Genomic DNA, 21,898 nt, shown 5'->3' with positions numbered 1-21,898 from the left:
CGCCGGCTGGCCGACGACTGCTCCTGGAGTGGCTGCTGGTGGCCGTGCTCGCCACCGCGGCGGCGGCTGGCTCGGCTGGTAGCGCGTTGCTGGCCCGAGCCGACGGCGCCGTCTATGACCTCCTCGCCGGGTTGAATGGCCGGCCCGCCGATCCCTCGATCATCATCATCGCCATCGACGACCGCAGCCTGGCCGAACTCGGACGCTGGCCCTGGCCGCGCGCACGCCACGCGGCGCTATTGAACACGCTCGCACCGATGCGCCCCGAGGCGGTGATCTACGACGTCCTCTTCACCGAGCCCGACCCGGCCGACGAAAGCCTGGCCAAGGCGATGGACGCGCTGGGCTCTGTCTTCCTGCCGGTGCTGGTGGCGCCGGGGCTCAATGGCGCCGACCTCAACCAGGTTCCACCGGCCGGTCCGCTGGCCCGCGCCGCCGCCGGCCTCGGTCAGGTGATCATCCGCCCCGACCCCGACGGGGTGGTGCGTCTCCGCGAACGTTGCCCCGCTCCGACCGCACGGCCGCTGGCCGAGGCGGTGCTGGGTCTGACAAGGCCGCTTCCAACGGACTCCTGCGTCGGCGAGCTGATCCCCTTCGCCGGGCCGCCTGGCGTCTATCGGACGGTGAGCTTTGGCAGCGTCCTGCGCGGCGAAGCGCCGGCCGAGTTCTTTGCCGGAAAACGCGTGCTGGTGGGCGCCATGGCGCTGGGCATGACCGACCACTTCCAGACGCCGTTGGGGGGCATGTCGGGGGTGGAACTGCAGGCCAACATCCTCGACGCACTGGATCGAGGCGTGACCCGCGCCGAGGCCGGCAAGCCCTTGCGGCTGGCCATCGCCATCCTGCCCTTGTGGATCCTGATGGCGGGGTTCCTGTTCCTCAAGCCGGCGCAAAACCTCAGCCTGGCCATCGGCCTGGGTGCGGCGACCATAGGGCTCAGCGCGGCGCTGTTTGGACTGGCGCACGTCTGGCTGTCGCCGGTGACCACCCTGGCCATCCTGCTGCTGGTCTTCCCGCTCTGGGGCTGGCGGCGCCTGGCCATGGCCAGCGACTATCTGAAGGCGGAGTTTGAGCGACTGGGTGGACGGTTGGCGGAGCCCGTGGCCAACGGGCCGGTGGCCGATGTGGTGGCGGCCCAGGCCCGCGCGCTCAGCGGGGCCATCTCGCGGATGGACGCGCTGAGGCGCTTTGCTGACGACATCCTGGCCAGCCTGCCCGACGCCACCCTGGTCACCGACGCCGACGGGATCGTCATCCAGGCCAATGGACCCGGCGAGGCGCTGCTGGGGTCAGACCTGGTGGGGGCGCGGGTCATCGACCTTCTGCGGCGCCTGGAGCCGATCGGGGACGCCAGTCTGACGGGGAGTCACCCCTTGGAACTGCGGGACGGCCGCACCCTGCTGTTGATGACTGCGCCACGGCGGGGGGAGGGCGGCGGTCAGGCCGGGGAGGTGATCAGCCTGGCAGACGCCACCGAACTGATGGCCACAGCCCGCCAGCGCGAGCAGGCCCTGCAGCTGCTGACCCACGATATGCGCTCGCCGCAGACCTCGATCCTGGCCCTGCTGCAACAGTCGCCCGGGCTGGAACCGACTGTGGTGGGGCGGATCGCGGCCAACGCCCGGCGCACCTTGGCGCTGGCCGACGGCTTCGTGCAGTTCGCCCGCGCGGAGGCCTCGATCCTCAACCGCGCGCCGGTGGACCTGTGCGACGTGATCTCGGAGATGGCCGACGAGCTCTGGCCCCAGGCCCAGCAGAAGAAGGTGGCGTTCGTCCAGGAGGGCTGCGAGGAGCCCTGCTTCACCATGGGGGATCGCTCCCTGCTGTCGCGCGCCTTCGCCAACCTGTTCCAGAATGCGGTGAAGTACAGCCCGGCCAGCGCGCAGATCGTCGTCGCCGTGGTCCGCGACAAGGGCCGGGTGCGCATCTCGGTCACCGACTCAGGCCCAGGCCTGTCGCGTGAGGAGATGGAGAGCGTGTTCGAGCCCTTCAAACGGTTCGCGCGGCCTCAGGCCGGCGGAGACCCCGGCGCAGGCCTGGGTCTGGCCTTCGTACGCTCGGTGGTGCTCCGCCATGGCGGCCAGGTCACTTGCGAGGCTGCTCCGGAGACCGGCGCCCGCTTCGTCGTTGACCTGCTGGAGTGTGAGTAGGAGCGCGGCCCCAGGCCATGACGATCAAGTGGAGGGGTAGGGGAGTCGGTTAGTCCGCCAATGCCGCGGTCACCAGCTGGTCGACGGCCTTAGCCGGATCGCCGTGGGCGTGGCCGGTAGCGGTGACGGAGAAGGCGGCCTTGCCGGTCTTCGTCTCGATGGCGGTGATGCTGACCACATAGGCGGGGCTGCGCATCCCGAAGCGGCGGCGGACCTCCGATAGCCAGCCCCCGGCGCCGTCACGCATGACGCCCACGCCCTTGGGAAGTTCGGCGAAGGCCACCTGCATCAGGTAGTCTGCGGCGGCCGGTTCGCCGAGCCGCGCGTCCATGGACTGGAGTTCGGTCATGACCCGCGCTGAAGCCTCGTCGTGGCGGGCTCGGTCCAGCGGCGTCGCCTCAGTGACAGCCATGGCCACGGTCTTGCCCGCGAAGGCGGGATCGCCGTTGCGCACGACCAGTGGCGGCGTGGCGCATCCGGCCACAAGGACGGTCACGGAGAGAAACAGAACAAGCTTGGCTGCCATCGGCGAAGTCTCCGGCGCGCCCGCCTCCGCGTCAATCTTTGAAGAAGGGCAGAACCACGGCGCGCAGGATGAAGACCCAGGCGGCGAGGTTCACCAGCAGAGCTACACCGAATATCAAACGTCGCAGCATCGGGCTCATGGCGTCAGACATGGAGCAGGGTCAGGCCCATGACGACGCCAAGGCAGAAGGCGCATCCCGCAATGGCCGAGGTCAGCGTCACCACGAACGGGATATGGGTCACAGGCATAGGGCCGACCGGCTCAGGGAGGAGGGGCCGTGTTCCAGAAAGCTCTGCGCGTCCTGAGTCAGGGACCAGCGGTGGGAGCCTTCGCCGAATGGCAGGAAGACCAGGGCCGGCTGGCTGGCCTGGGCCGCGCCTTCGCAGTGTGTGTCGAACGCCTCGAATATCTCCCGCTTGAGGCCATCGGAGATATGCTCGCTGGTGCGACGCATGGCGATCCGTTCGGCCACCAGGTTGCGGTGCGCCGAACCTCCGTAGATCAACAGAATCTCGACGATCTCCGCGATCAGCGGATTTACCTTCCAGGTCTTGGCGAATTTCATCCGCCGCGCCAGGGCGACTTCATCCATGTCCGTCATCTGCGTTCGACCGTGCGTTGAGGTTAATCCTTAGCCGTGTCATAGCAGAGCTTGGGCGTAGGAATCCCTGTGTCGGCCCCGATTTTACGATGGTTTACAGTTGGCCCGAAACGACGGTCCGGGGTGGTGCGCGCGCCTTGCGGAGCGAGGGCACGACTTTAGCGGGCGCCCTAACGCGCGGCTCGCCGCTCCAGGTCGTCGCACTTGGCCGCAGTCACGTCCGGCCAGGGGCCGGGGTCCGCGCCGATAACCCGCAAGGCTTCTTCTCGGGTTATCCGCTCGCGGCGGGCCAGCAGATCGGCGGCCCGATCGGCGAAGGCGCGACCTGACGCGATGGCGGTGGTGTAGCTGAACCGCGCGGCCGGCTCGATCCGCCAGACGGCGGCGGAAGGGTTTCCCTCGGAAACCTGAGAGGCGTCCCGGCCCCAGGTGTTGGCGAAGGCCGGGGTGGCGCCGAGGTAGCGCTTGAGGGCGCAAGACTGTTGCACGCGCCAAGCCGGTGCGGCGTGGGCCCCGGTGGCGCAGACAGCCACCAGGAGCGCGAGGGACAGTCTGCGCTTCATCGTCAGAGAGGATGCCCGCCCAGGACCGTGATCGCAATAACGGCGACCAAGGTCATGACGGCGAAAAATACATGTCCCACGTCCGGGCTCCTGAGAATCGCACTCTTGATACGACTCTAGTCAGGGCGAGGACGCGCACATGACGCAGTTGGACTATGGCCCCGCGAGGCGCGGGGCCAACGCCAATCCTACTTGTCGACAGCCTTGCTGACGACCGTACCAGCCGCGGCGCCGGCGGCGGCGCCAACGGGGCCGCCGATGACGGCGCCGGTGATCGCGCCGGTGGAGGCGCGCTGTTCGACATTGTGGCCACAGGCCGCCAAGGCCAGGGCAAAGCCCGTAAGGGCAAGAACGCTAAGGGTTTTCCGCATGACATAGCTCCGCTTCAGGATGTCTCGGCGGGAACAACGGCGGCGAACGGTGAAGGTTCCAGCGGGCCTGAGCCAGCGGCCATCCACAGGCCTGTCCTTGCTGCACTGCAATATGGGGTTGCGAATCTTGATTCTTCCGTTTAGAAGCACGCCAACTTCGCCATGGCCTGTCTTCCGACGTGTAAGGAGCAGGCCCGCCGCGGAACGCCGCCAGCAAGTGCAGGGGCGTCGAGCGGCAACGATGCCTGGGGGCGCTTTCGCCCTCGCCACACGGGACAACCACCCTTTGTTATCTAAACCTCAGGCGCGCGCCGATTGGCGTGCGTTGACCAGTGCTGTGCTGCTGGGTTCGGGCGTCGGCCTGGGCCTTGGCGCCGCCTATCTGGCCGGTGGGATGGCGAGCGCCACCGCCGACCACCAACGCAATGCCCGCCTGGCCGAAGCCGCCGCGGGCGGCTTCTCGGAGTCTGCTCTTCAACGCGAAGCCGCCGGTATGGATCCAGGGACGCTCAGCGTCGCGCGCCGGCATGACCCCTTCACCGTCGCCGGGGACGCCGAGCGCGATCGGCAGTCGTCCATCTTCGCGGCTCGCCTGGAAAAGCGCGACCGCAACCCGGCCTCGGCCGTCGTCCTGCGCGCCGCCTTCGCCGGCCCCCTGGTTCCTTCGGTCAGCCCTTTCCGCATGGCCGGCGTGCTGGAAAGCTCGCGTGAGCTTGAGTGCCTGACCCAGGCCGTCTATTTCGAGGCGCGGGGCGAGTCCGCGGTCGGTCAGCAGGCCGTGGCCCAGGTTGTTTTGAACCGCGTGCGCCACCGAGCGTATCCCAAGAGCGTCTGCGGCGTGGTGTTCCAGGGCGCGGCCCGGGCGCGCGGCTGCCAATTCAGCTTCGCCTGTGACGGCTCCATGCGTCGGGGCCGCGAGACCGCCGCCTGGAACCGCGCCCGCACGGTGGCTGAGCGAGCCCTCTCCGGCGCCGTCATGGCCTCCGTTGGCGACGCCACCAATTTCCACACCACCAACGTGGCGCCCAACTGGGGCCCGAGAATGGTCCGCGTGGCCCAGGTTGGAATGCATGTCTTCTACCGCTTCGGCCGTGGCGCGACGCCTGCGACCTATGTCGCCGACAGCCGGGCCGGGCATCATGAGGCGAGCGAGGGCGAGACCGTCTATGCCAGCCTCACGCCGATGCCGGCCCAGGCCGCCACCCCGTCCCCCGATTTCCGCCTGACCTCGGCCGTGATCGTCGCGGGTCCGGTCGCACCCGGCCAGAACAAGCCGGCCGACAAGACCATCGAGCACAACAAGGTCGCCGAGGCGGGCCCCACCGTGGCGCCCGCGGAGCCCAAGGCCGACGCCGGCAAGGCCAAGCTGACTCCGGTCAGCCAGAGCAAGCCAACCGAACCCGTGGCCAAGGCCGCCACCGCCTCCTGATCCGCCGCATTCCCGCCCTCCGACAAGCGCATTGCCGCTTGCGGTGGGGTTGGGCGCGCGATGATGCTCATCCTTCGCCGCTCTAGCGAAGGAGAACGCCGATGCAGGCCGGGGATCACAACGCCGAACTGGCCGAGACGCTGCTGGGGCGTAGCTACGACGTGCTGACGCCCGTCCAGCGCAGCGTCATCGACCTGATCGCGACGGAGTCCCCGAGCGGGCTCAGCCCCGAACTCTCCGGCGACGACCGCACCTTCTGGCAGCGGCTGGCCGACTCCATCGCCGCGGTGGGCGGCTCGTGGCGTTTCATCTTCAGCTTCCTGGGCATTCTGATCGCCTGGGTCACCTGGAACGCACTTACCAAGAAGCTGGCCTTTGACCCCTATCCCTTCATTTTTCTGAATCTGGTGATGTCGATGATCGCGGCGCTGCAGGCGCCGGTGATCATGATGAGCCAGAACCGCGCGGCGGCCCGCGACCGCATGAACGCCGAGCACGACTATGTCGTGAACCTGCGCGCCGAACTGGAGATCATGCATCTCCACGACAAGCTCGACGCCCTTCGCAATCAGGAGCTGGTGGAGGTGATCCGGGCCCAGACTGAAACCCTGAACCTGCTCAAGCACGACATCGCCGCGCTGAAGGCCAGGCGCGGCTGGAGCCGAATGGCTTCTCTCGAAGCCTGAATTCGACACTTCACCTTCGTGCTCTAGGCCCGCGCCGCCCGCCGCAGCGCCTGGGGCGGCTGACCGAAGGCGCGGAGGAAGGCGCGGCGCATGCGCTCGGCGTCGCCGAAGCCCACGGTTTCCGCCACCTGGTCGATGGGGTCGGAAGACGCCTCCACCCGCTCCCGCGCCGTTTCCAGCCGCAGGCGCTCCACGGCCTTGGCCGGCGTCATGCCGGTCTCGGCGGCGAAGGCGCGGGCGAAGTGGCGGGGGCTCATGGCCGCGCGACCGGCCAGCTGGTCGACGGTGAGCGGCTGATCCAGGTGCTCACGGATCCAGTCCAGCAAACTCGCGAACCGGCCGCCCTGGCCACTCATCTCGATCAGGGCGGAGAACTGCGACTGACCGCCGGGTCGGCGATGGTAGACCACCAGGGTCTGGGCGGTCTGACGGGCGATGTCCTCCCCGAGGTCCTCGGCGATCAGGGCGAGTGAAAGGTCGATCCCGGCCGTGATCCCGGCCGAGGTCCAGATCGGGCCTTCGCGCACGAAGATGCGGTCCGCCTCCACGCGGACCTTGGGATAGCGCTTCTGCAGCTCGGCGCTGCGGGCCCAGTGGGTGGTGGCGCGCTTGCCGTCCAGCAGGCCGGCCTCGGCCAGAAGATAGGCGCCCGAACAGACGCTGGCGGTGCGCCGCGCCTTGGCGGCGACCCGCTGGATAAAGGCCTTGGTGGCCGGATCCTTCGAGGCCTTGCTGGCCCCGATCCCGCCCGAGATCACCAGGGTGTCGAGGTTTTCGTCGAAGGCCTCCGCGCCCATGCCCGCGCCCGCGGAGCTCATCACCTGGCCCGGTTGCGCGGCCATGACCTTCAGGCTGTAGGCGCCGGGTGCATAGCGCCCCGCGATCTCGAAGGCGCCCAGCGGCCCGGCCGCGTCCAGCAACTGGAAGTCGGGGAAGATCAGGAAGCCGATCCTGCGGGTCATGGCTGAATCTGAGGTAAGATTGTCATTTCGGACGGAGGCTAGGCCTGACACCCTTCTGTAGTCAACTTCCAGGAAACCTCGCCATGTCCGACCTCGTCATCGTCTTCCCGCTCTATCCGGGCGTCACCCACCTGGACTTCACCGGCCCACAGCAGGTGATGTGCCGCATTCCTGGGGCGAAGATCATCGTCGCCTCCATGGGCGGCGCTGATATCGAGGCCGACGGCCTGACCTTCACCAACCTGGCTGACCTGGCGAAGGTCGAGGCCTGCGACGTGATCTGCGTGCCCGGCGGGTTCGGGACCAGCGCGGCCATGCTGGACGAGGTCTTCATGACCCAGATCAAGCGGCTGGCGGGCGGGGCCAAGTACCTCACCAGCGTCTGCACCGGGTCGCTGATCCTGGCGGCCACGGGGCTGCTGAAGGGCAAGCGCGCCACCTGCCACTGGGCCTGGAAGGATCAGCTCAAGCCCTTCGGCGTCATCGTCACCGAGGGTCGGGTGGTGCGCGACGGAAACATCATCACTGGCGGCGGGGTGACCGCGGGCCTTGACTTCGCCTTTACGATGGTCGCCGAGCTGGCGGGTGAGACCCTGGCGCAGTCCCTGCAACTGGGTCTGGAATATTCTCCAGCCCCGCCGTTCAACTCCGGCACGCCCGACACCGCCCCGCCTGAGATTCTCGCGGCGGTGACCGCGATGATGGCCGGGGCCATGGGCGACCGCCAGGCGGCGGCTGAGGAAGCCGCCCGCCGGCTTGAGGCTGTCTAGGGATTAGTGCGCTGCGCTGGTGTCCACCTCCCGGTTCGGCCGGGGGGTGATCCAGACCAGGGCTGCGGCGACGGCGAACACAATGGCGCAGGCCAGGAACAGCTGGTTGGTGGCCAGCATCACCGCCTGCTGGCCCACCAGGTTGTTCACCGTGGCCAGCGCCTGAGCCGGGCCCATCGCGGGAGACAGGGCGTCGACCGCGACCTGGGCGTTGGGCATCGCGCTGGCCAGGTCGGCGTGGTTGCTGGCGGCGTTGTTCTCCCACACCGTATTGACCACCGAGGTGGCTGCGGCGCCCGCGACGGTGCGGATGAAGTTCAGCAGGCCCGAGGCGTCGGCGGTCTCCTCCGGTTCGACGGCGCCCAGCGCGATGGTGGTCACCGGCAGGAAGAACATCGGCATGGCCGCACCCGCCACGAACAGCCACAGCGAGATCTGCCAGAAGGTCATCTGGCTCTCTCCGTGGCTGCGCATCAGGGTGGTGAAGGCCAGCCACGAGACCCCGATGAATAGAATCCGGCGCGGGTCGGTCCTGGCCATGGCCTGGGCGACGATCGGCGCGCTGAAGATCGCCAGGATGCCGATCATGCCGGTGACATAGCCCGCCCACGTGGCGGTGTAGCCCATGTTGGACTGCAGCCAGAGCGGGGTCAGGACATTGGTGGCGAAGAAGGCCCCCATCACCAGGGCCAGCGTCACCATCGAAGCGCTGAAGCCTCGATGGCGGAAAACCCTCAGGTTCACGATGGGGTTCTTCTCGGTGAGCTCCCAGATCAGGAAGGCCACGAAGCCCACCAGGGCGACCAGACCCAGCATCACGATGAGGGGCGACTGGAACCAGTCGTGCTCCTTGCCGAGATCCAGCATCACCTGCAGCGCGCCGACCCAGATGATCAGCAGGCCCAGGCCCACGCCGTCGAAGGGCATGCGGCGCAGGGAGCCCTCGTAGCGCGACAGGGTCCGCCAGACCATGACCCCGGCCAGGATGGCGACCGGCACGTTGACCAGGAAGATCGAGCCCCAGCCAAAGGTGTCGCAGAGATAGCCCCCGAGGATCGGTCCGCAGACCGGCGCCACCAGAGTGGTGACAGCCCACAGGCCCATGGCGGCGGGCCGCTTCTCCTCCGGGAAGATCTGCATCAGCAGGGTTTGGGACAGCGCCATCAGCGGGCCGCCGCAGATACCCTGCAGGATGCGGAAGAAGACCAGCATCCCCAGGGACGGGGCCAGGCCACAGAGCAACGAGGTGATGCCGAAGCCGATCAAGGCCGTGGAGAAGGTGCGGACCGCCCCGAACCGGGCGGCGAGCCAACCGGTCAGCGGCACGGTGATGGCCTCGGCCACCGCATAGGAAGTGATGATCCAGACGCCCTGGCTGGTCGACGCGCCCAGCGCGCCGGAGATGTTGGGCACGGAGACGTTGGCGATGCTGAGGTCCAGCACGGCGACGAAGTTGGCCAGGGCCAGCAGGATGCCGGCGCCCCAGAGGGCGGCGCCGGTCAGCGGCTGAACGCGACCGTTAGCGACAGTTGCGGTGGGCATGGGCTCGGTCCTAGCGGCCGGTGGTGATCTGGGCGCTCATGGACATGCCGACCCGCAGGGGATGGGCCTTGAGGTCGGCGGCGTTGATGGCGACGCGGACTGGCAGGCGCTGCACGACCTTGATCCAGTTGCCGGTGGCGTTCTGGGCCGGGATCAGGGCGAAGGCCGAGCCGGTGCCGCCCGAGACCCCCACCACTGTGCCGCGGTACTTCACGCCGCCGCCATAGAGGTCCGATTTCAGCTCGACCGGCTGGCCCACGCGGACCTTGCGCAGCTGCTGTTCCTTGAAGTTGGCGTTCACATAGGCCTGGTCGACGGGAACCACGCTCATCAGGGCCTGACCCACCTGGACCCGCTGGCCAACCTGGACGTCGTTCTTGGCGATGACGCCGGAGATCGGGGCGCGGATCACTGTGCGGGCGAGGTCGAGCTTCGCCTGGTCCACCGTGGCGCGGGCAGCGGCCACCTCGGGGTTGTCGGCCTGGCCGACGCCGGCGATGAGGGAGGCGTTGACCGCCCGCTGGCCCTCGGCCGAGCGCTGCTGGGCGACCGTGGCGGCGACGGCGGCCTGGGCGGTGGCGAGCGCGTTCTGGGCCTGGGTGAGTTCGTCGCCGGAGACCGCGCCGTTGGCGGCCAGGGCCTTGCGGCGGTCATAGTCGGTGCGGGCCCGGGCCAGATTGGCGTTGGCGCTGGAGACCTGGGCGGCGCGGGCCCCGACCTCGGCGCGCAGGGCGTCGTCATTGGCGTAATAGCCCACGACCCGGCGCTGCACCTGGGCCAGTTGCGCCTCGGCGCTCAACAGGGCCAGGCGCGCGTCGGCGCTGTCGAGGACGACCAAGGGTTGGCCGGCCTTCACCGTCTGGGTGTTGATCACCGGCACGGCAACCACGGCGGCGGCGGTCAGAGGCGTCACCTGGGCGGTGGCGGCGTCGACATAGGCGTTGTCGGTTTCCACGTGCTGGCCGCCGGCGATCAGGCTCCAGCCGCCGAAGACGACGGCGGCCACGGCCACCGTCCCGCCCAGCAGGGCGAACAGGCGACCGCGCTTGGCGGGGGCGACGGGCGGGGCGGAGACCGGAGGGGCGGTGTCGTTGGCGGGTTGCGCGAGGTTGGCTTCGGTTTGGACTTCGTCGGAATCGTACATGGCGGAGAGGCCTTGAAGAGGGGAGGAGAGAGGGAGATCAGGCGGCCGTGAATCCGCCCCCGAGGGCGCGGGTCAAGGCGATGTCGAGCAGGAAGGCGCGGGTCTGGAGGTCGGCCACCGCCCGCTGGTTCACGATCAGGGCGTCCTGGGCGGTGAGCACGTCGAGATAGGTGGAGAGGCCGCCGCGATAGCGGGCGACGGCGATGTCGTGCGCCTTGCGTGACGCATCCAGGGCCTGGCGGCTTTCTCCCAGGCGTTCGGTCAGGGCCCTGGAGCTGGCGGCGGCGTCGGCCACCTCGCGCAGGGCCTGGACCAGGGTGGCGTCATAGTCGGCGACGGCGGCGTCATAGTCGGCGCCCGCCGCGCCATAGGCCGAGCGCAGGGCGCCGCCGTTGAAGATCGGCAGGGTGATGGCTGGGCCGATGCCGCCGATGTCGGAGCCCTTCATCGAGAAGGCGTCCAGCCCCAGGCTCTGGCGGCCGAAATAGGCGGAGAGCTGGATGTTCGGATAGAAGTCGGCCCTGGCGGCCTTGATCTTCTGGCCTGCCGCCTCGGCGCGCAGCCGGGCCGAGGCGAGGTCGGGACGGCGGCCCACCAGGGCCACGCGAACGTCGGCGGGCAGTCCGAAGGCGTGAAGGTTGCTCACCTGGGGCCGGGCGATGGACAGGCCCCGGTCGGGACCAGCGCCCAGCAGCGCCGCGATCCGGTTGCGGGTCAGGGCGGCCGACTCCTCGATGGCGGCGACCTGGGCCTTGGCCGAGGCGACGCCGGCCTGGGCGCGCAGCAGGGCGCCGCGATCCTCCAGGCCACTGGTCAGGCGGTCGTCGATGAGGGTTGAGGTCTCCTGGCGGATGCGGAGGGCTTCGCGGGCGGCGTCGAGATCGGCTTCGGCCTGGGCGAGATCGCCATAGGCCTCGGCGACCGCGGCTGACAGGGCCAGCCGGGAGGCCTGGCTGTCGACCTCGGCTGCCCTGGCCTGACCCACGGCAGCGGCGAGGCTGGCGCGCTTGCCGCCCCAGAGGTCGAGATCGTAGCCGAGGTTCAGGCTGGCCCGGGCGCTGTTGTCATAGCCCTTGGGGACGAAGGCGGCGGGGAAGCCGTTGTTGTAGCTCTGCTTGACCGCCTGGACCTGGGCGGTGGCGTCGAGTTGTGGGGCCAGGGCCGCGCGGCTCTGGCCGGCAAGGGCCTGCGCCTTGGCGAGGCGGGCGCGGGCTGCGGCGATGTCGGGGGATCGGGCCAGGGCCTCGTCGATCAGGCCGTTGAGCTGGCTGTCGCCGTAGGCGCGCCACCAGCCATCGGCCGGCCAGGCGCCGTCCGTAGCGGCCAGGGTCTGGCTGGTGGCCAGGGCGTCGGACGCCAGCGGCGTGGCGCGCTGGGTGGTGGGGGGCAGGGTGGCGCAAGCGGCGAGCGCGGCGATCAACACCGCGGCGCTCGCCGCCGTCGCCAGTCGACGGCCTTGGAGCCACGCGCCGCCTTCGCGGCTGGGGAGGAGAGACAGGTGACGCATGGGGGAGGCTCGTTAACCAGGAACAAAACCGTACGGTACGGTTCATGTTTTCGCTGTTACGCCTCGCAAAGAGCTTGCGTCAAGGCAAAACTGTACGGTACGGTACGATTTATGAAACAAGGGATTGCGCAAAGCATCCGCGACCAGCGCCGGGACAGGATTCTGGAGACCGCGCGGGAGGTGTTCTTCGAACACGGGTTCGGCGCCTCGACGATGTCGATGATCGCCGAGCGACTCGGAGGGTCCAAGGCGACCCTCTATGCCTACTTCAAAAACAAGGAAGACCTGTTCTCCGCGATCATCACCGAGCAGTGCTCGGTGATCCAGAGCGCTCTGGTGATGGACGACGGTGGCGCGGATGTGCGCACGACGCTGACCAAGCTAGGGATCGAGTTGATGACCGCCATCGTGTCGGACCAGGCCGTCCGGACCATGCAGCTGGTGATCGAGGAAGGTCCACGCAACCCTGAACTGGCGCGCCGCTTCGACGAGGCCGGGCCGCAGGAGGGCGCCGCGCGGCTGGCGGCCTACATGGCTCAGGCCCACGAACGGGGCACGATCCATGCGCCCGATCCCCTGCAGGCCGCCCATGTGCTGAGCGGCCTGTTGAAGGGTGAAATGCATCTGCGCCGCATGTTGGGCGTCGAGCCCGAGCCCTCAGCTGAGCGCATCGCCCGGGAAGTGGACGTCGCGGTGAACGTCTTCCTGGCGGCCTACGGGCCGAGGTCGGCGTGTCCCTCCCCATGACGGTGAGGGAGGCTTCTAGTCGGCGATGTGGATCAGCATCTTGCCGTTGTTCTTGCCTTCGAACAGGCCGATCAGGCCCTCGGGCGCGCGCTCGAAGCCGTCCAGGATGGTCTCCTGGTACTTGATCTTGCCGGACTTCAGCCAGTGGGTCATGTCGGCCAGGAAATCGGCGTTGAGGTGCGGGAAGTCGCCGGCCACGAAGCCCTCCATGCGGATGCGGCCGTAGATCAGGTTGAAGAGGTTCTGCACGCCTTCGCCGTCGCCGTTATAGGTGGAGATCATGCCGCAGACCGGGATACGACCGCGCACGTTCATGCGAGGCAGGGCGGCGTCCAGGTGTGCGCCGCCGACGTTCTCGAAATAGACGTCGATACCCTTGGGCGTCGCGGCCTTCAGAGCCTCGGCCAGGTTCTCGGTCTTGTAGTTGATCACCGCGTCGATCCCGACCTCGTCGCGCAGCCAGGCGGCCTTCTCGTCGGTCCCGGTGGAGCCGACCACGTAGCAGCCCTTGATCTTGGCGATCTGGGCCACGACCGAGCCCACGGCGCCGCCGGCGGTGGAGACGAAGACCTGTTCGCCGTCCTTCAGGGCCCCGGTTCCCAGCAGCCCGCCATAGGCGGTGATGCCGGTGCCGCCCAGCGCATGCATGTAGACGCTGAGCGGTAGTTCGGGGTCGCGGTTCAGCACCGAGACGCCGCGTCCGTCGGAGACGAAGGTCTCGCGGAAACCGGCGCCGTGGCGGACCAGATCGCCTTCCTTGAACTTGGGGTTCTTTGACTGAGTGACCCGGCCGATGCCGCCGCCCAGCAGAGGCGCGTCCAGGGCCTGATCGGCGTCCAGGCGCGGGCGCATATAGGGGTCCACCGACATCAGCAGGGCCGTCACCTGGATCTCACCGTCAGCGGCGTCGGGCACGGCGGCTTCCACCAGGGCGAAGTCCTGCGCGACTGGCTTGCCCTTGGGGCGGCGGACGAGGTGGATCTGACGGGCGGTGGTCATGGGAAACTCCCTGCGGCGACTGGAATGAATTCAAACAATCGTTTGGAAGTAACTCCGCCGGGCGACCGGGTCACGTCAGAAAAACTCAAGCCGCCGGAAAGCTCAGACGGCGTCCAAGCCGATGTCGAGCACCGGCGCGGAATGGGTCAGGGCGCCGACGCTGATCACCTGGACGCCGCTTTCGGCGATGGCGCGGACCGTCTGCAGGTTCACCCCGCCCGAGGCCTCCAGAACCACCTTGTCGCCGGCCATCGCGACGGCCTTCTTCAGGTCGTCAGGGCTGAAGTTGTCCAGCATGATGACGTCGGCTCCGTGAGGCAAAGCCTCGGCAAGCTGTTCCAGGCTGTCGACCTCCAACTCCACCTTGGTCAGATGCCCGGCGAAGGCGCGCGCGCGCTTCAGGGCGTTGGCCACCCCGCCGCAGGCCGCGACATGGTTGTCCTTGATCAGGATGGCGTCATCCAGTCCGAAGCGGTGGTTGACCCCGCCGCCGCAGCGCACGGCGTACTTCTCCAGGTGTCGCAGGCCGGGCGTGGTCTTCCGGGTGTCGACGATGCGGGCGGCTGTGCCCTCCGTGCGGTCGACATAGGCCCGCGTCAGGGTTGCGACGCCCGATAGGCGGCCCATCAGGTTCAGCGCCGTGCGCTCGGCCGAGAGGATGGCGCGGGCATTGCCGGTGACCTTGGCCAGGATCGCGCCGGCCTCGACCGTGGAGCCGTCGGCCACCACGGCCTCGAAGCTGGCCTGAGGGTCGAGGGCCAGGATCGCCAGTCGCGCGCAGGCCAGGCCCGCCACCACGCCGCTCTGACGGGTGGCGAAGACCACGCTCATGACAGTCTCGGCGTCGATACAGGCCTGGGCCGTGACATCACCCGCCCGGCCGAGATCTTCGGCAAGGGCGGCGCGGACGGTGGGTTCGATCAGCAGGTCAGGAAGGGGTTGGATCATTCGGCCGCAAAGCTGAGAGGGTCATCCGACTTGAGATCGGCGAAGGTGACGAAGGTCCGCTTGGGCGGCAGGGACTGCGGGAAGTCGGAGCGGTAGTGGCCGCCACGGCTTTCCTTGCGGTCAAGGGCGCACTGGGCGACCAGGCGGGCGGCCACCAGGGGACCCGCGCGGCCGTGGTCGGCCTCGAACCGGTCGATCTCGGTCAGGAGATTGGTGAGGCCCTTGGCGTCGCGGACCACCCCCGCGTCACGGCTCATGGCGATGCGCAGGGCGGCGAGGGCGTCGGAGGGCAGGTCCGGTGTCAGGATGCGCCGCAGGGGCCCGCCGACGGCGTCACGCTGCTCGCGGGCCGCCGTGCCGGCGCGAGCTCCGAAGACGGCGGCCTCCAGCAGGGAGTTGGACGCCAGGCGATTGCCGCCATGGACGCCGGTCGAGGCGCATTCCCCGGCGGCGAACAGGCCCTCCAGCGAGGTCTGGCCGTTGGCGTCGGTGACAATGCCGCCCATGTGGTAGTGGCAGGCTGGCGCCACCGGGATCGGCTGCACGCGGGGATCGACCCCGCCCGACAGGCAGGCGGCGAAGACGGCGGGAAACTCCTCGGGGAAATGGACGCCGACGGCGGCGCGCGCGTCGAGAAAGGCGCCTCGTCCGGCGGCCAGTTCGGCATGGATGGCGCGGGCCACCACGTCGCGGGGCGCCAACTCGGCGTCCGGGTGGTAGGCGGCCATGAAGAACTCGCCGGCCGTGTTGATCAATCGGGCGCCTTCGCCGCGCAGAGCCTCGGTGGCCAGGGGCGCGGGATCGCGGCCAATGTCGATGGCGGTGGGATGGAACTGCACGAACTCGGGATCGGCGATGGTGGCGCCGGCCAGGGCCGCGAGCGCCAGGCCCTCGCCCTGCAGTTCGGGGGGCGTGGTCGTGACGCTGTAGAGCCCGCCGATGCCGCCCGTGGCGAACAGGGTGGCGGGCGCGGTGATCTCGACCAGGCGACCCGCCTGTTCGGCGACCACGCCGCGGAGTCGGCCACTGGCGTCGTGCAGCACGCCGCGCAGACGCATCCCGGCCCGGACTTCGATGTGTCGCGAGGACAGGGCGGTCTGGACCACAGCCTCCATGATGGCGCGGCCGGCTTGGTCCCCCTTCACCCGTGCGACGCGGCTGCGGGAATGAGCGGCCTCCAGGCTGGTGGCGAAGGCGCCGGCCGCATCCCGGTCAAAAGGCGCGCCGAGATCGGCAAGATGGCGCACGGCGGCCGGGCCTTCCTTGGCCAGCAGGTGGGCCATGGCGGCATCCACCAGGCCCGCGCCCGCCGCGATGGTGTCGGCGGCGTGCAAGGCCGGGGCGTCGTCGTCGGAAAGCGCCGCCGCCATGCCGCCCTGAGCCCAGGCCGACGAGCAGCCCTGGTTCAGAGGCGCGCCGGTGAGCAGCAGTACGCTGCGCGGCGCGGCGGCGAGGGCCGCACTCAGGCCCGCCAGGCCCGCGCCGACGATGAGGACGCCGTCATGGTGGATGCGGTCGACCACCTCAGATGAGCTCCACGTCCACATGGTGGCGGGCTTTCACGAGATCGTAGCGGGCCGGGACCAGGGGCGGCGGAAGGTCGATCATCCGCTGCACCGCCACGCGGGCGCGGGCGGCGATCGCCGGATCAACCGTGACCTCGTAACGGTCGTGGATCAGGGTCTCGTAGATGTTCTCCAGCGTGATCCGCTTCATGTGCGGGCACAGGTTGCAGGGGCGCACGAACTCGGTGTCCACCGCGTCGACGGCGACGTTGTCGGCCATGGAGCATTCGGTGATCAGCACCACCTGCTTGGGTTTCCGCGTCAGGACGTAGTCGTTCATGGCCGCCGTCGAGCCGGCGAAGTCGGAAACCTCCAGCACCTCGGCCGGGCACTCGGGGTGGGCCAGGATCTGGGCGTTCGGATAGGACGCCTTCAGCTCCAGGATGTCGGCGGCGGTGAAGCGCTCGTGTACTTCGCAGCGGCCCTGCCAGGCGATGATCTTGATGTCGGTCTGACGGGCGACGTTGCGGGCCAGGAACTCGTCGGGGATCAGGATCACCCGGTCGACGCCCCACTCGCGCGCCACATGCTCCACCACTTGGACGGCGTTGGCGGACGTGCAGCAGACATCGGTCTCGGCCTTCACGTCGGCGGTGGTGTTGACGTACGTGACCACCGGCAGGCCCGGGTAGCGCTGCTTGATCAGGCGCACGTCGGCGCCGGTGATCGAAGACGCCAGGCTGCAACCCGCTCGCAGGTCGGGGATCAGCACGGTCTTGTCAGGGGACAGGATCTTCGAGGTCTCGGCCATGAAGTGCACGCCGGCCTGGACGATGATCTTGGCGTCCGACTTGGCGGCTTCCTTGGCCAGGCCCAGGCTGTCGCCGACATAGTCGCCGACCCCGTGGAAGATGTCGGGCGTCATGTAGTTGTGGGCGAGGATGACCGCGTTCTTCTCGTGCTTCAGCCGGTTGATCTCGGCGATCAGCGGGGCCTGCAGCCGCCATTCCATAGGCGTAATGTGACCCTTCACCTTTTCCCAGAGGGGCAGGGTGGCCTTGTCGACTTCAGGCGTGAACGCGAATTGGAACCCGTCGGCCACTTGGCCCTCCTTATGCTCACATTGAGCATTTCTTCCGCCTCAAAAAACGCCGGAGAACGCTTTCGGCTCCCTCGACGCGATGGATATGCTCACTTCGAGCAAAACCCAGTAACAGACATATAGACCCGTGTTCGCGCGTCGACAAGAGGTTCTTCAGCCTGCCGTTGCGACAGGGGCGGGGCTCGCCATCACATCCTGGATGGCCTGGGCCAACGCGTCGGCGGCGTAGGGCTTGCGCAGCAGGGGCCACGGCGCGCCGTCGGCGCTGGCCAGGGCCTCGCCCGTATAGCCGGAGGACAGGATCACCGGCAGACCGGGTCGGGCTTTCACAGCGTCGTGCGCCAGGTCCACGCCGGTCTTGGCGCCAGGCATGATCAGGTCGGTGATCAGCAGGTCAAAGGCCTGGCCGGTTTCCATGAACCGCGCAAAAGCCGTGGCGCCGTCGGCACGGAACACCTGATGGTTCAGGTCCTCCAGCATCATGGCCACCAGGTCGCCGACCTCGGTGTCGTCCTCCACCAGCAAAATCCGCAGCGCTGGACCCAGGGCGACGGCGACGGTTCCCGGCTCGGCTTCCAGCGGAGAGATGGTCGACCGCGGGAGGTATAGCCGCACCGAGGCGCCCTTGCCCGGGGCGGAGTCGATGGACACGCCGCCGCCGCTCTGGCGGGCGAAGCCGTAGACCTGGGACAGGCCCAGACCCGTGCCCTTGCCGATCTCCTTGGTGGTGAAGAAGGGGTCGAACACCCGGGCGACTGTGGCCTCGTCCATGCCGACCCCGGTGTCGTGGACCCCAACGCGGACATAGGGCCCCGCTTGGATTTCTGGGACTTCGCCCTCGGTGAGTTCGCAGACACCGGTCTCCAGCCGGATCGAGCCACCGCTGGCCACCGCGTCGCGGGCGTTGACCACCAGGTTCATCACCGCGGCCTCGAACTGCCCGGTATCGATCATGGCGACCGCGCCCGGTGCGGCGGGCGCCACAGACAGGCTGACCGCCTCGCCCACCGCACGGCGCAGCAGGGGCTCAGCGTCCACCAGCAGATCGTCGATGACGATGGCCTCGGGCTTCAGAGCCTGGCGGCGGGAGAAGGCCAGCAACTGACCGGTCAAACGCTCGCCCCGACGGGCCGCGCCCAGCGCCGCGTCGATCATCCGCTCGCGACGGTCGGCGTCGGCGGGATGGCGTTGGATCAGGTCCAGCGCTCCGATGATCACAGTCAGCAGGTTGTTGAAGTCATGGGCCACCCCGCCGGTGAGCTGACCGACAGCCTCCAATTTCTGGGCGTGGCGCAGGGCGGTCTCGGCCTCGTCGCGCTCGGCCAGCGCGGCTTTCACGGAGTCGGCCAGCAGTTGGTTGATGTGCTTGAGATCGGCCTCGGCCTGCTTGGCGTCGGTGACGTCGAAGGCGATGCCGATGAAGCCGATGAAATCCCTCTCCGGCCCATAGCGCGGCTGGGAGTAGGAGCGGATCCAACGCCAGGCGCCGTCGGCCTGCGTGTAGCGGGCCTCCAGGGTGAACAACTGCCGCGAGGCCTCGCCCGCCACCTGTTCCTGCATGATGCGGGGCAGGTCGTCTGGATGCAGTCGGTCGCGCCAGTCGAAGTGCAGCGCCTGCTCATAGGTCGTCCCCAGGAAGGCGAGATAGGCCTGGTTGACGAATTCCCGCTGTCCGTCGGTCTTGGAGACCCACAGCAGCACCGGGGCGCTATCGGCCAGCGCCCGGAACCTCGCCTCGCTTTCGCGCACCTGCTCAAAGGCCATCCGGCGCTCGGTGACGTCGATATTGACCCCGACGGCGCGAACGATCACGCCATCATCGTCGCGCAGCATCTCGCCTCGCGACAACAACCAGTGGATCGAGCCGTCGGGCCAGACCACCCGGTACTCGATGGGGTCCATGCGGCCTTCCTTCACCGCGATGATATTGACCTGACGAACCTTCTCCCGGTCGTCGGGATGGATGATGTCCAGCAGGCTGCGCACATTGGCGTCGCGCACGGGATCCAGGCCCAGGTTGCGGTACAGGGTCGGCGACCAGACGCCCTCCCCGGTCGCCACGTCCCAATCCCAAAGGCCGACGCTGCCGGCGTCCTGAGCCAGGCGCAGCCGCACTTCGCTGCGGTCGAGGGCGCTCTGAGTCAGGTTCTGGTCCAAGCGGGCTTCCTCCAGCCGCACCAGCGTGTCGCGCAGCGCGCCGGCCACCACGACCGTGATCGCGCCGGACGCCGCGAACAGGAAGTAGATGCCTTGTTCGGAGACCCCGGTGGGGAACGCCATGCGGTTGCTGAGGCCGAGCGCCAGGGAGATGGCCAGCGTGGCCCAGCCCCAGCGCCGGCCGCCATAGAGGCTGGCGACGATATAGACCGGGAAATAGGTGGCTGAGAGGCTGGCGCCATTGGGCCACCCCAGGAAGGCGCCGCGCGCCAGGATGGCCAGGACCATGGCGGTGCTGCTCACCGTCAGGGCCGCCAGGAAGGAGGGCGAGCGACGCGGAATGAAGCGCAGCGTCCACTCGACGGGCGTCATCGCCAAGGATCGGCTCCCGTGGTCGTAGGGGTGGTTCGGTGTCGAGCATGGGACCGCTGGCCGTCACGCGCAACCGAGGATAAATGCTGCACGCAGCCTTTCCCGCGTTTCGCCCGTTCCGGGTCGAACCGCCGCTCTGCTAAACTGGCCGCCCGGAAACGACCGAAAGACCTGACGCTGAGCCTCCGCCTCCCTCCCCATGGCCGTGCCGGCCTCGCCTTGGCCGCGACCGCGAGCCTGCTGGCGGCGTGCGCGACCACCTACTACCTGCCGCGCGGCACGGGGCGCTTGCAGGGCATGGCGACGGTCAGTGAGAACCTCTCGGACAAGGGCCTGGCGCGGCTCACCGCCGACATGGACCCGGCCATGCTGGCGCTGGCCCGTCGGCACGACCCCCGTCGGAGCCCTGACCTCTGGGGGCGGCCGCAGGGCTGGGCCAGCCTCGATATCCGCACCCCGCCCGACCTCGGCTTCGGCACGGCGGTCGCCGCCATCGCCGAGGACATCAACGCCCTGCGGCCCTTTTCCACCCTGCCGATCCGGCCGATGAAGCCCTTCAGACTTCAGGTGGAAAGCCAGGACGGGGGCCGGGCGCTCAGGTGCCTGGCCCAGGCGGTCTATTACGAATCCGCTCGTGAACCGCAGCTCGGCCAGGAGGCCGTGGCCCAGGTGGTGCTGAACCGGCTGCGCCACCCGGCCTATCCAAAATCAGTCTGCGGCGTGGTCTATCAGGGCGCGGCGCGGACCACCGGCTGCCAGTTCACCTTCACCTGCGACGGGTCGCTTTCCCGGGCGCCCCAGCCCGACCTGTGGCTACGCGCTCAGGATGTCGCCCGCCACGCCCTGAACGGCTTCGTGGCCAAGGGGGTCGGCTCGGCCACACACTATCACGCCCAGTATGTCGCCCCGTATTGGGCGCCGACCCTGGTGAAGATGCGGCAGATCGGCCAGCACATCTTCTATCGCTGGACCGGACCCTGGGGCGAGCCGCCAGCCTTCACCGGCCGCTATGCCGGGGGCGAGGCCTATCTGTCGGCGGCCATCCTCGGCAGCCTGGACGAACGGACCCAAGGGTTGCTGGACCCCGAGAACCAGGGCGTGCCCGCCGGCCGCAAGATCACCCTCTCGGTCGGCGGCGAGGTGCGCACCTACAATGTCGTCGACCCCCTGGCGGTGGGCGGCGAACGCACCCGCGTCCTGGGTACGATCTTCGCGCCGCGCCGCAAGCCGACCCCGGAAGAAATCAAGAAGATCAACGAGTCGCTGGCGGCCATGGAGGCTCCAGTGGCGACGGAGCCCGCGCCGCTGGCCGTGCCCGCGCCAGACTAGCTGCCGAACGCGTCGGGGTAGGCCACCAGGACCGGCTCGGCGAGCGCGCCGTCCTCGATCTCCAGGGCCATGAAGGCGGGGCTGCCGGAATAGGGGGCCTTCACCTTGGCCGCCGCCTGCGGCGTGAAGCCGAACTTCGGATAGTAGGCCGGGTGGCCCAGGACGATCACGGCGTGGGTCCCGAATTCGCGGGCGGTGTCGAGGGAGGCCTTCACCAGCTTGGAGCCGATGCCGGACTTCTGCAGGTCGGGGCGCACGGCCATGGGGGCGAGCGCGGCATAGAGGTGGACACTGTCAGCCCACAGCCGGCTGTAGAAGATGTGACCCACGACGGCCCCGTCCTCGTCGGCCACCAGTTCGAAGACCTTGTCCCCGTCGGCGCGAAGGCGTTCGATCAGGTCGGCCTCGGCGGGTTGGCCGAAGGCGGCGATGTTGATCTCGCGGATGGCGGCGTGGTCGGCGGGCTTGGCGTGTCGGATCATGCCGCC

At 68.8% G+C, this 21,898-nt stretch carries 20 protein-coding genes; 6 read left to right on the top strand and 14 right to left on the bottom strand.

Annotation, left to right across the window (positions count from 1 at the left end):
* Positions 1–38 precede the first annotated feature (38 nt).
* Positions 39–2,150 carry a CHASE2 domain-containing protein gene (locus AAC997_RS00265; protein WP_340643689.1) on the top strand — a complete coding sequence of 704 codons (2,112 nt, stop codon included), beginning with the start codon at positions 39–41 and terminating at the stop codon, positions 2,148–2,150.
* Between the two features lie 49 nt (positions 2,151–2,199).
* On the opposite strand, the gene AAC997_RS00260 is transcribed toward AAC997_RS00265, so the two are convergent.
* From AAC997_RS00260 to AAC997_RS00245, 4 genes are all read right to left on the bottom strand, one after another.
* On the bottom strand, positions 2,200–2,676 hold the full coding sequence (locus AAC997_RS00260) for a hypothetical protein (protein WP_340643688.1): 477 nt from the start codon (positions 2,674–2,676) through the stop codon (positions 2,200–2,202).
* A 238-nt stretch (positions 2,677–2,914) separates the two neighbouring features.
* Positions 2,915–3,268: a hypothetical protein gene (locus AAC997_RS00255; protein ID WP_340643687.1), complete on the bottom strand. Its 354-nt coding sequence runs from the start codon at positions 3,266–3,268 to the stop codon at positions 2,915–2,917.
* 179 nt (positions 3,269–3,447) lie between these two features.
* A complete protein-coding gene (locus AAC997_RS00250) occupies positions 3,448–3,840 on the bottom strand; it encodes a hypothetical protein (protein ID WP_340643686.1) in 393 nt (130 codons plus the stop codon).
* 188 nt (positions 3,841–4,028) lie between these two features.
* The gene (locus tag AAC997_RS00245; protein ID WP_340643685.1) at positions 4,029–4,211 is read right to left on the bottom strand and encodes a hypothetical protein; all 183 of its coding nucleotides are present in this window, start codon (positions 4,209–4,211) and stop codon (positions 4,029–4,031) included.
* A 325-nt stretch (positions 4,212–4,536) separates the two neighbouring features.
* On the opposite strand from AAC997_RS00245, the gene AAC997_RS00240 reads away from it, so the two are divergent.
* Positions 4,537–5,640, top strand: coding sequence for a cell wall hydrolase (locus AAC997_RS00240; RefSeq protein WP_340643684.1), 1,104 nt, complete (start codon positions 4,537–4,539; stop codon positions 5,638–5,640).
* A gap of 101 nt (positions 5,641–5,741) precedes the next feature.
* Entirely contained in the window at positions 5,742–6,326 is a 585-nt protein-coding gene (locus tag AAC997_RS00235; RefSeq protein WP_340643683.1) for a DUF1003 domain-containing protein, read from the top strand.
* A gap of 23 nt (positions 6,327–6,349) precedes the next feature.
* Here AAC997_RS00235 and AAC997_RS00230 read toward each other — a convergent pair whose 3' ends face one another.
* Positions 6,350–7,288, bottom strand: a complete 939-nt coding sequence (locus AAC997_RS00230) for a GlxA family transcriptional regulator (RefSeq protein ID WP_340643682.1) — start codon at positions 7,286–7,288, stop codon at positions 6,350–6,352.
* A gap of 83 nt (positions 7,289–7,371) precedes the next feature.
* On the opposite strand from AAC997_RS00230, the gene AAC997_RS00225 reads away from it, so the two are divergent.
* Positions 7,372–8,058, top strand: a complete 687-nt coding sequence (locus AAC997_RS00225; protein WP_340643681.1) for a DJ-1/PfpI family protein — start codon at positions 7,372–7,374, stop codon at positions 8,056–8,058.
* A 3-nt stretch (positions 8,059–8,061) separates the two neighbouring features.
* Here the strand turns inward: AAC997_RS00225 and AAC997_RS00220 are convergent, their stop codons facing one another.
* The 3 genes from AAC997_RS00220 to AAC997_RS00210 are packed head-to-tail and all read right to left on the bottom strand — an operon-like array spanning position 8,062 to position 12,251.
* The gene (locus AAC997_RS00220; RefSeq protein WP_340643680.1) at positions 8,062–9,600 is read right to left on the bottom strand and encodes a DHA2 family efflux MFS transporter permease subunit; all 1,539 of its coding nucleotides are present in this window, start codon (positions 9,598–9,600) and stop codon (positions 8,062–8,064) included.
* Positions 9,601–9,610: 10 nt separating this feature from the next.
* Positions 9,611–10,744 (bottom strand): HlyD family efflux transporter periplasmic adaptor subunit, encoded by a 1,134-nt coding sequence (locus AAC997_RS00215; RefSeq protein WP_340643679.1) that lies wholly within the window; start codon positions 10,742–10,744, stop codon positions 9,611–9,613.
* Positions 10,745–10,781: 37 nt separating this feature from the next.
* Positions 10,782–12,251 carry an efflux transporter outer membrane subunit gene (locus AAC997_RS00210; protein WP_340643678.1) on the bottom strand — a complete coding sequence of 490 codons (1,470 nt, stop codon included), beginning with the start codon at positions 12,249–12,251 and terminating at the stop codon, positions 10,782–10,784.
* Positions 12,252–12,362: 111 nt separating this feature from the next.
* Here AAC997_RS00210 and AAC997_RS00205 point away from each other — a divergent pair, with 111 nt between their 5' ends.
* A complete protein-coding gene (locus AAC997_RS00205) occupies positions 12,363–12,998 on the top strand; it encodes a TetR/AcrR family transcriptional regulator (RefSeq protein WP_340643677.1) in 636 nt (211 codons plus the stop codon).
* 15 nt (positions 12,999–13,013) lie between these two features.
* Here the strand turns inward: AAC997_RS00205 and AAC997_RS00200 are convergent, their stop codons facing one another.
* The 5 genes from AAC997_RS00200 to AAC997_RS00180 form a co-directional block, all read right to left on the bottom strand.
* Positions 13,014–13,997, bottom strand: a complete 984-nt coding sequence (locus AAC997_RS00200; protein ID WP_340643676.1) for an NADP-dependent oxidoreductase — start codon at positions 13,995–13,997, stop codon at positions 13,014–13,016.
* 102 nt (positions 13,998–14,099) lie between these two features.
* Complete coding sequence (gene nadC, locus AAC997_RS00195) at positions 14,100–14,945, bottom strand: carboxylating nicotinate-nucleotide diphosphorylase (RefSeq protein WP_340643675.1); 846 nt, start codon at positions 14,943–14,945, stop codon at positions 14,100–14,102.
* Entirely contained in the window at positions 14,942–16,492 is a 1,551-nt protein-coding gene (locus AAC997_RS00190) for an L-aspartate oxidase (RefSeq protein ID WP_340643674.1), read from the bottom strand. Before AAC997_RS00190 ends, nadC begins: the two co-directional genes overlap by 4 nt.
* Positions 16,470–17,552: a quinolinate synthase NadA gene (gene nadA / locus AAC997_RS00185; protein ID WP_340643673.1), complete on the bottom strand. Its 1,083-nt coding sequence runs from the start codon at positions 17,550–17,552 to the stop codon at positions 16,470–16,472. Before nadA ends, AAC997_RS00190 begins: the two co-directional genes overlap by 23 nt.
* 153 nt (positions 17,553–17,705) lie before the next feature.
* Positions 17,706–20,081 carry a PAS domain-containing protein gene (locus AAC997_RS00180; protein ID WP_340643697.1) on the bottom strand — a complete coding sequence of 792 codons (2,376 nt, stop codon included), beginning with the start codon at positions 20,079–20,081 and terminating at the stop codon, positions 17,706–17,708.
* A gap of 219 nt (positions 20,082–20,300) precedes the next feature.
* Here AAC997_RS00180 and AAC997_RS00175 point away from each other — a divergent pair, with 219 nt between their 5' ends.
* Positions 20,301–21,410 (top strand): cell wall hydrolase, encoded by a 1,110-nt coding sequence (locus AAC997_RS00175; protein WP_340643672.1) that lies wholly within the window; start codon positions 20,301–20,303, stop codon positions 21,408–21,410.
* Here the strand turns inward: AAC997_RS00175 and AAC997_RS00170 are convergent.
* Positions 21,407–21,892 (bottom strand): N-acetyltransferase, encoded by a 486-nt coding sequence (locus tag AAC997_RS00170; protein ID WP_340643671.1) that lies wholly within the window; start codon positions 21,890–21,892, stop codon positions 21,407–21,409. The genes AAC997_RS00175 and AAC997_RS00170 overlap by 4 nt on opposite strands.
* Positions 21,893–21,898: the final 6 nt, after the last annotated feature.

This window comes from Phenylobacterium sp. (genome assembly GCF_037968635.1).
Taxonomy (GTDB): Bacteria; Pseudomonadota; Alphaproteobacteria; order Caulobacterales; family Caulobacteraceae; genus Phenylobacterium.
Note: the sequence above shows the minus strand (reverse complement) of the source record. Positions and strands in the feature narration are given on the sequence as shown.

Bases quoted from the DNA above. Each gene is read 5' to 3' on its own strand.
- AAC997_RS00170 (WP_340643671.1), bottom strand. From the start codon at position 21,892: ATGATCCGACACGCCAAGCCCGCCGACCACGCCGCCATCCGCGAGATC.
- AAC997_RS00210 (WP_340643678.1), bottom strand. From the start codon at position 12,251: ATGCGTCACCTGTCTCTCCTCCCCAGCCGCGAAGGCGGCGCGTGGCTC.
- AAC997_RS00235 (WP_340643683.1), top strand. From the start codon at position 5,742: ATGCAGGCCGGGGATCACAACGCCGAACTGGCCGAGACGCTGCTGGGG.
- nadC (WP_340643675.1), bottom strand. From the start codon at position 14,945: ATGATCCAACCCCTTCCTGACCTGCTGATCGAACCCACCGTCCGCGCC.
- AAC997_RS00180 (WP_340643697.1), bottom strand. From the start codon at position 20,081: ATGACGCCCGTCGAGTGGACGCTGCGCTTCATTCCGCGTCGCTCGCCC.
- AAC997_RS00250 (WP_340643686.1), bottom strand. From the start codon at position 3,840: ATGAAGCGCAGACTGTCCCTCGCGCTCCTGGTGGCTGTCTGCGCCACC.
- AAC997_RS00200 (WP_340643676.1), bottom strand. From the start codon at position 13,997: ATGACCACCGCCCGTCAGATCCACCTCGTCCGCCGCCCCAAGGGCAAG.
- AAC997_RS00230 (WP_340643682.1), bottom strand. From the start codon at position 7,288: ATGACCCGCAGGATCGGCTTCCTGATCTTCCCCGACTTCCAGTTGCTG.
- AAC997_RS00205 (WP_340643677.1), top strand. From the start codon at position 12,363: ATGAAACAAGGGATTGCGCAAAGCATCCGCGACCAGCGCCGGGACAGG.
- AAC997_RS00220 (WP_340643680.1), bottom strand. From the start codon at position 9,600: ATGCCCACCGCAACTGTCGCTAACGGTCGCGTTCAGCCGCTGACCGGC.
- AAC997_RS00245 (WP_340643685.1), bottom strand. From the start codon at position 4,211: ATGCGGAAAACCCTTAGCGTTCTTGCCCTTACGGGCTTTGCCCTGGCC.
- AAC997_RS00260 (WP_340643688.1), bottom strand. From the start codon at position 2,676: ATGGCAGCCAAGCTTGTTCTGTTTCTCTCCGTGACCGTCCTTGTGGCC.
- AAC997_RS00255 (WP_340643687.1), bottom strand. From the start codon at position 3,268: ATGGATGAAGTCGCCCTGGCGCGGCGGATGAAATTCGCCAAGACCTGG.
- AAC997_RS00225 (WP_340643681.1), top strand. From the start codon at position 7,372: ATGTCCGACCTCGTCATCGTCTTCCCGCTCTATCCGGGCGTCACCCAC.
- AAC997_RS00190 (WP_340643674.1), bottom strand. From the start codon at position 16,492: ATGTGGACGTGGAGCTCATCTGAGGTGGTCGACCGCATCCACCATGAC.
- AAC997_RS00215 (WP_340643679.1), bottom strand. From the start codon at position 10,744: ATGTACGATTCCGACGAAGTCCAAACCGAAGCCAACCTCGCGCAACCC.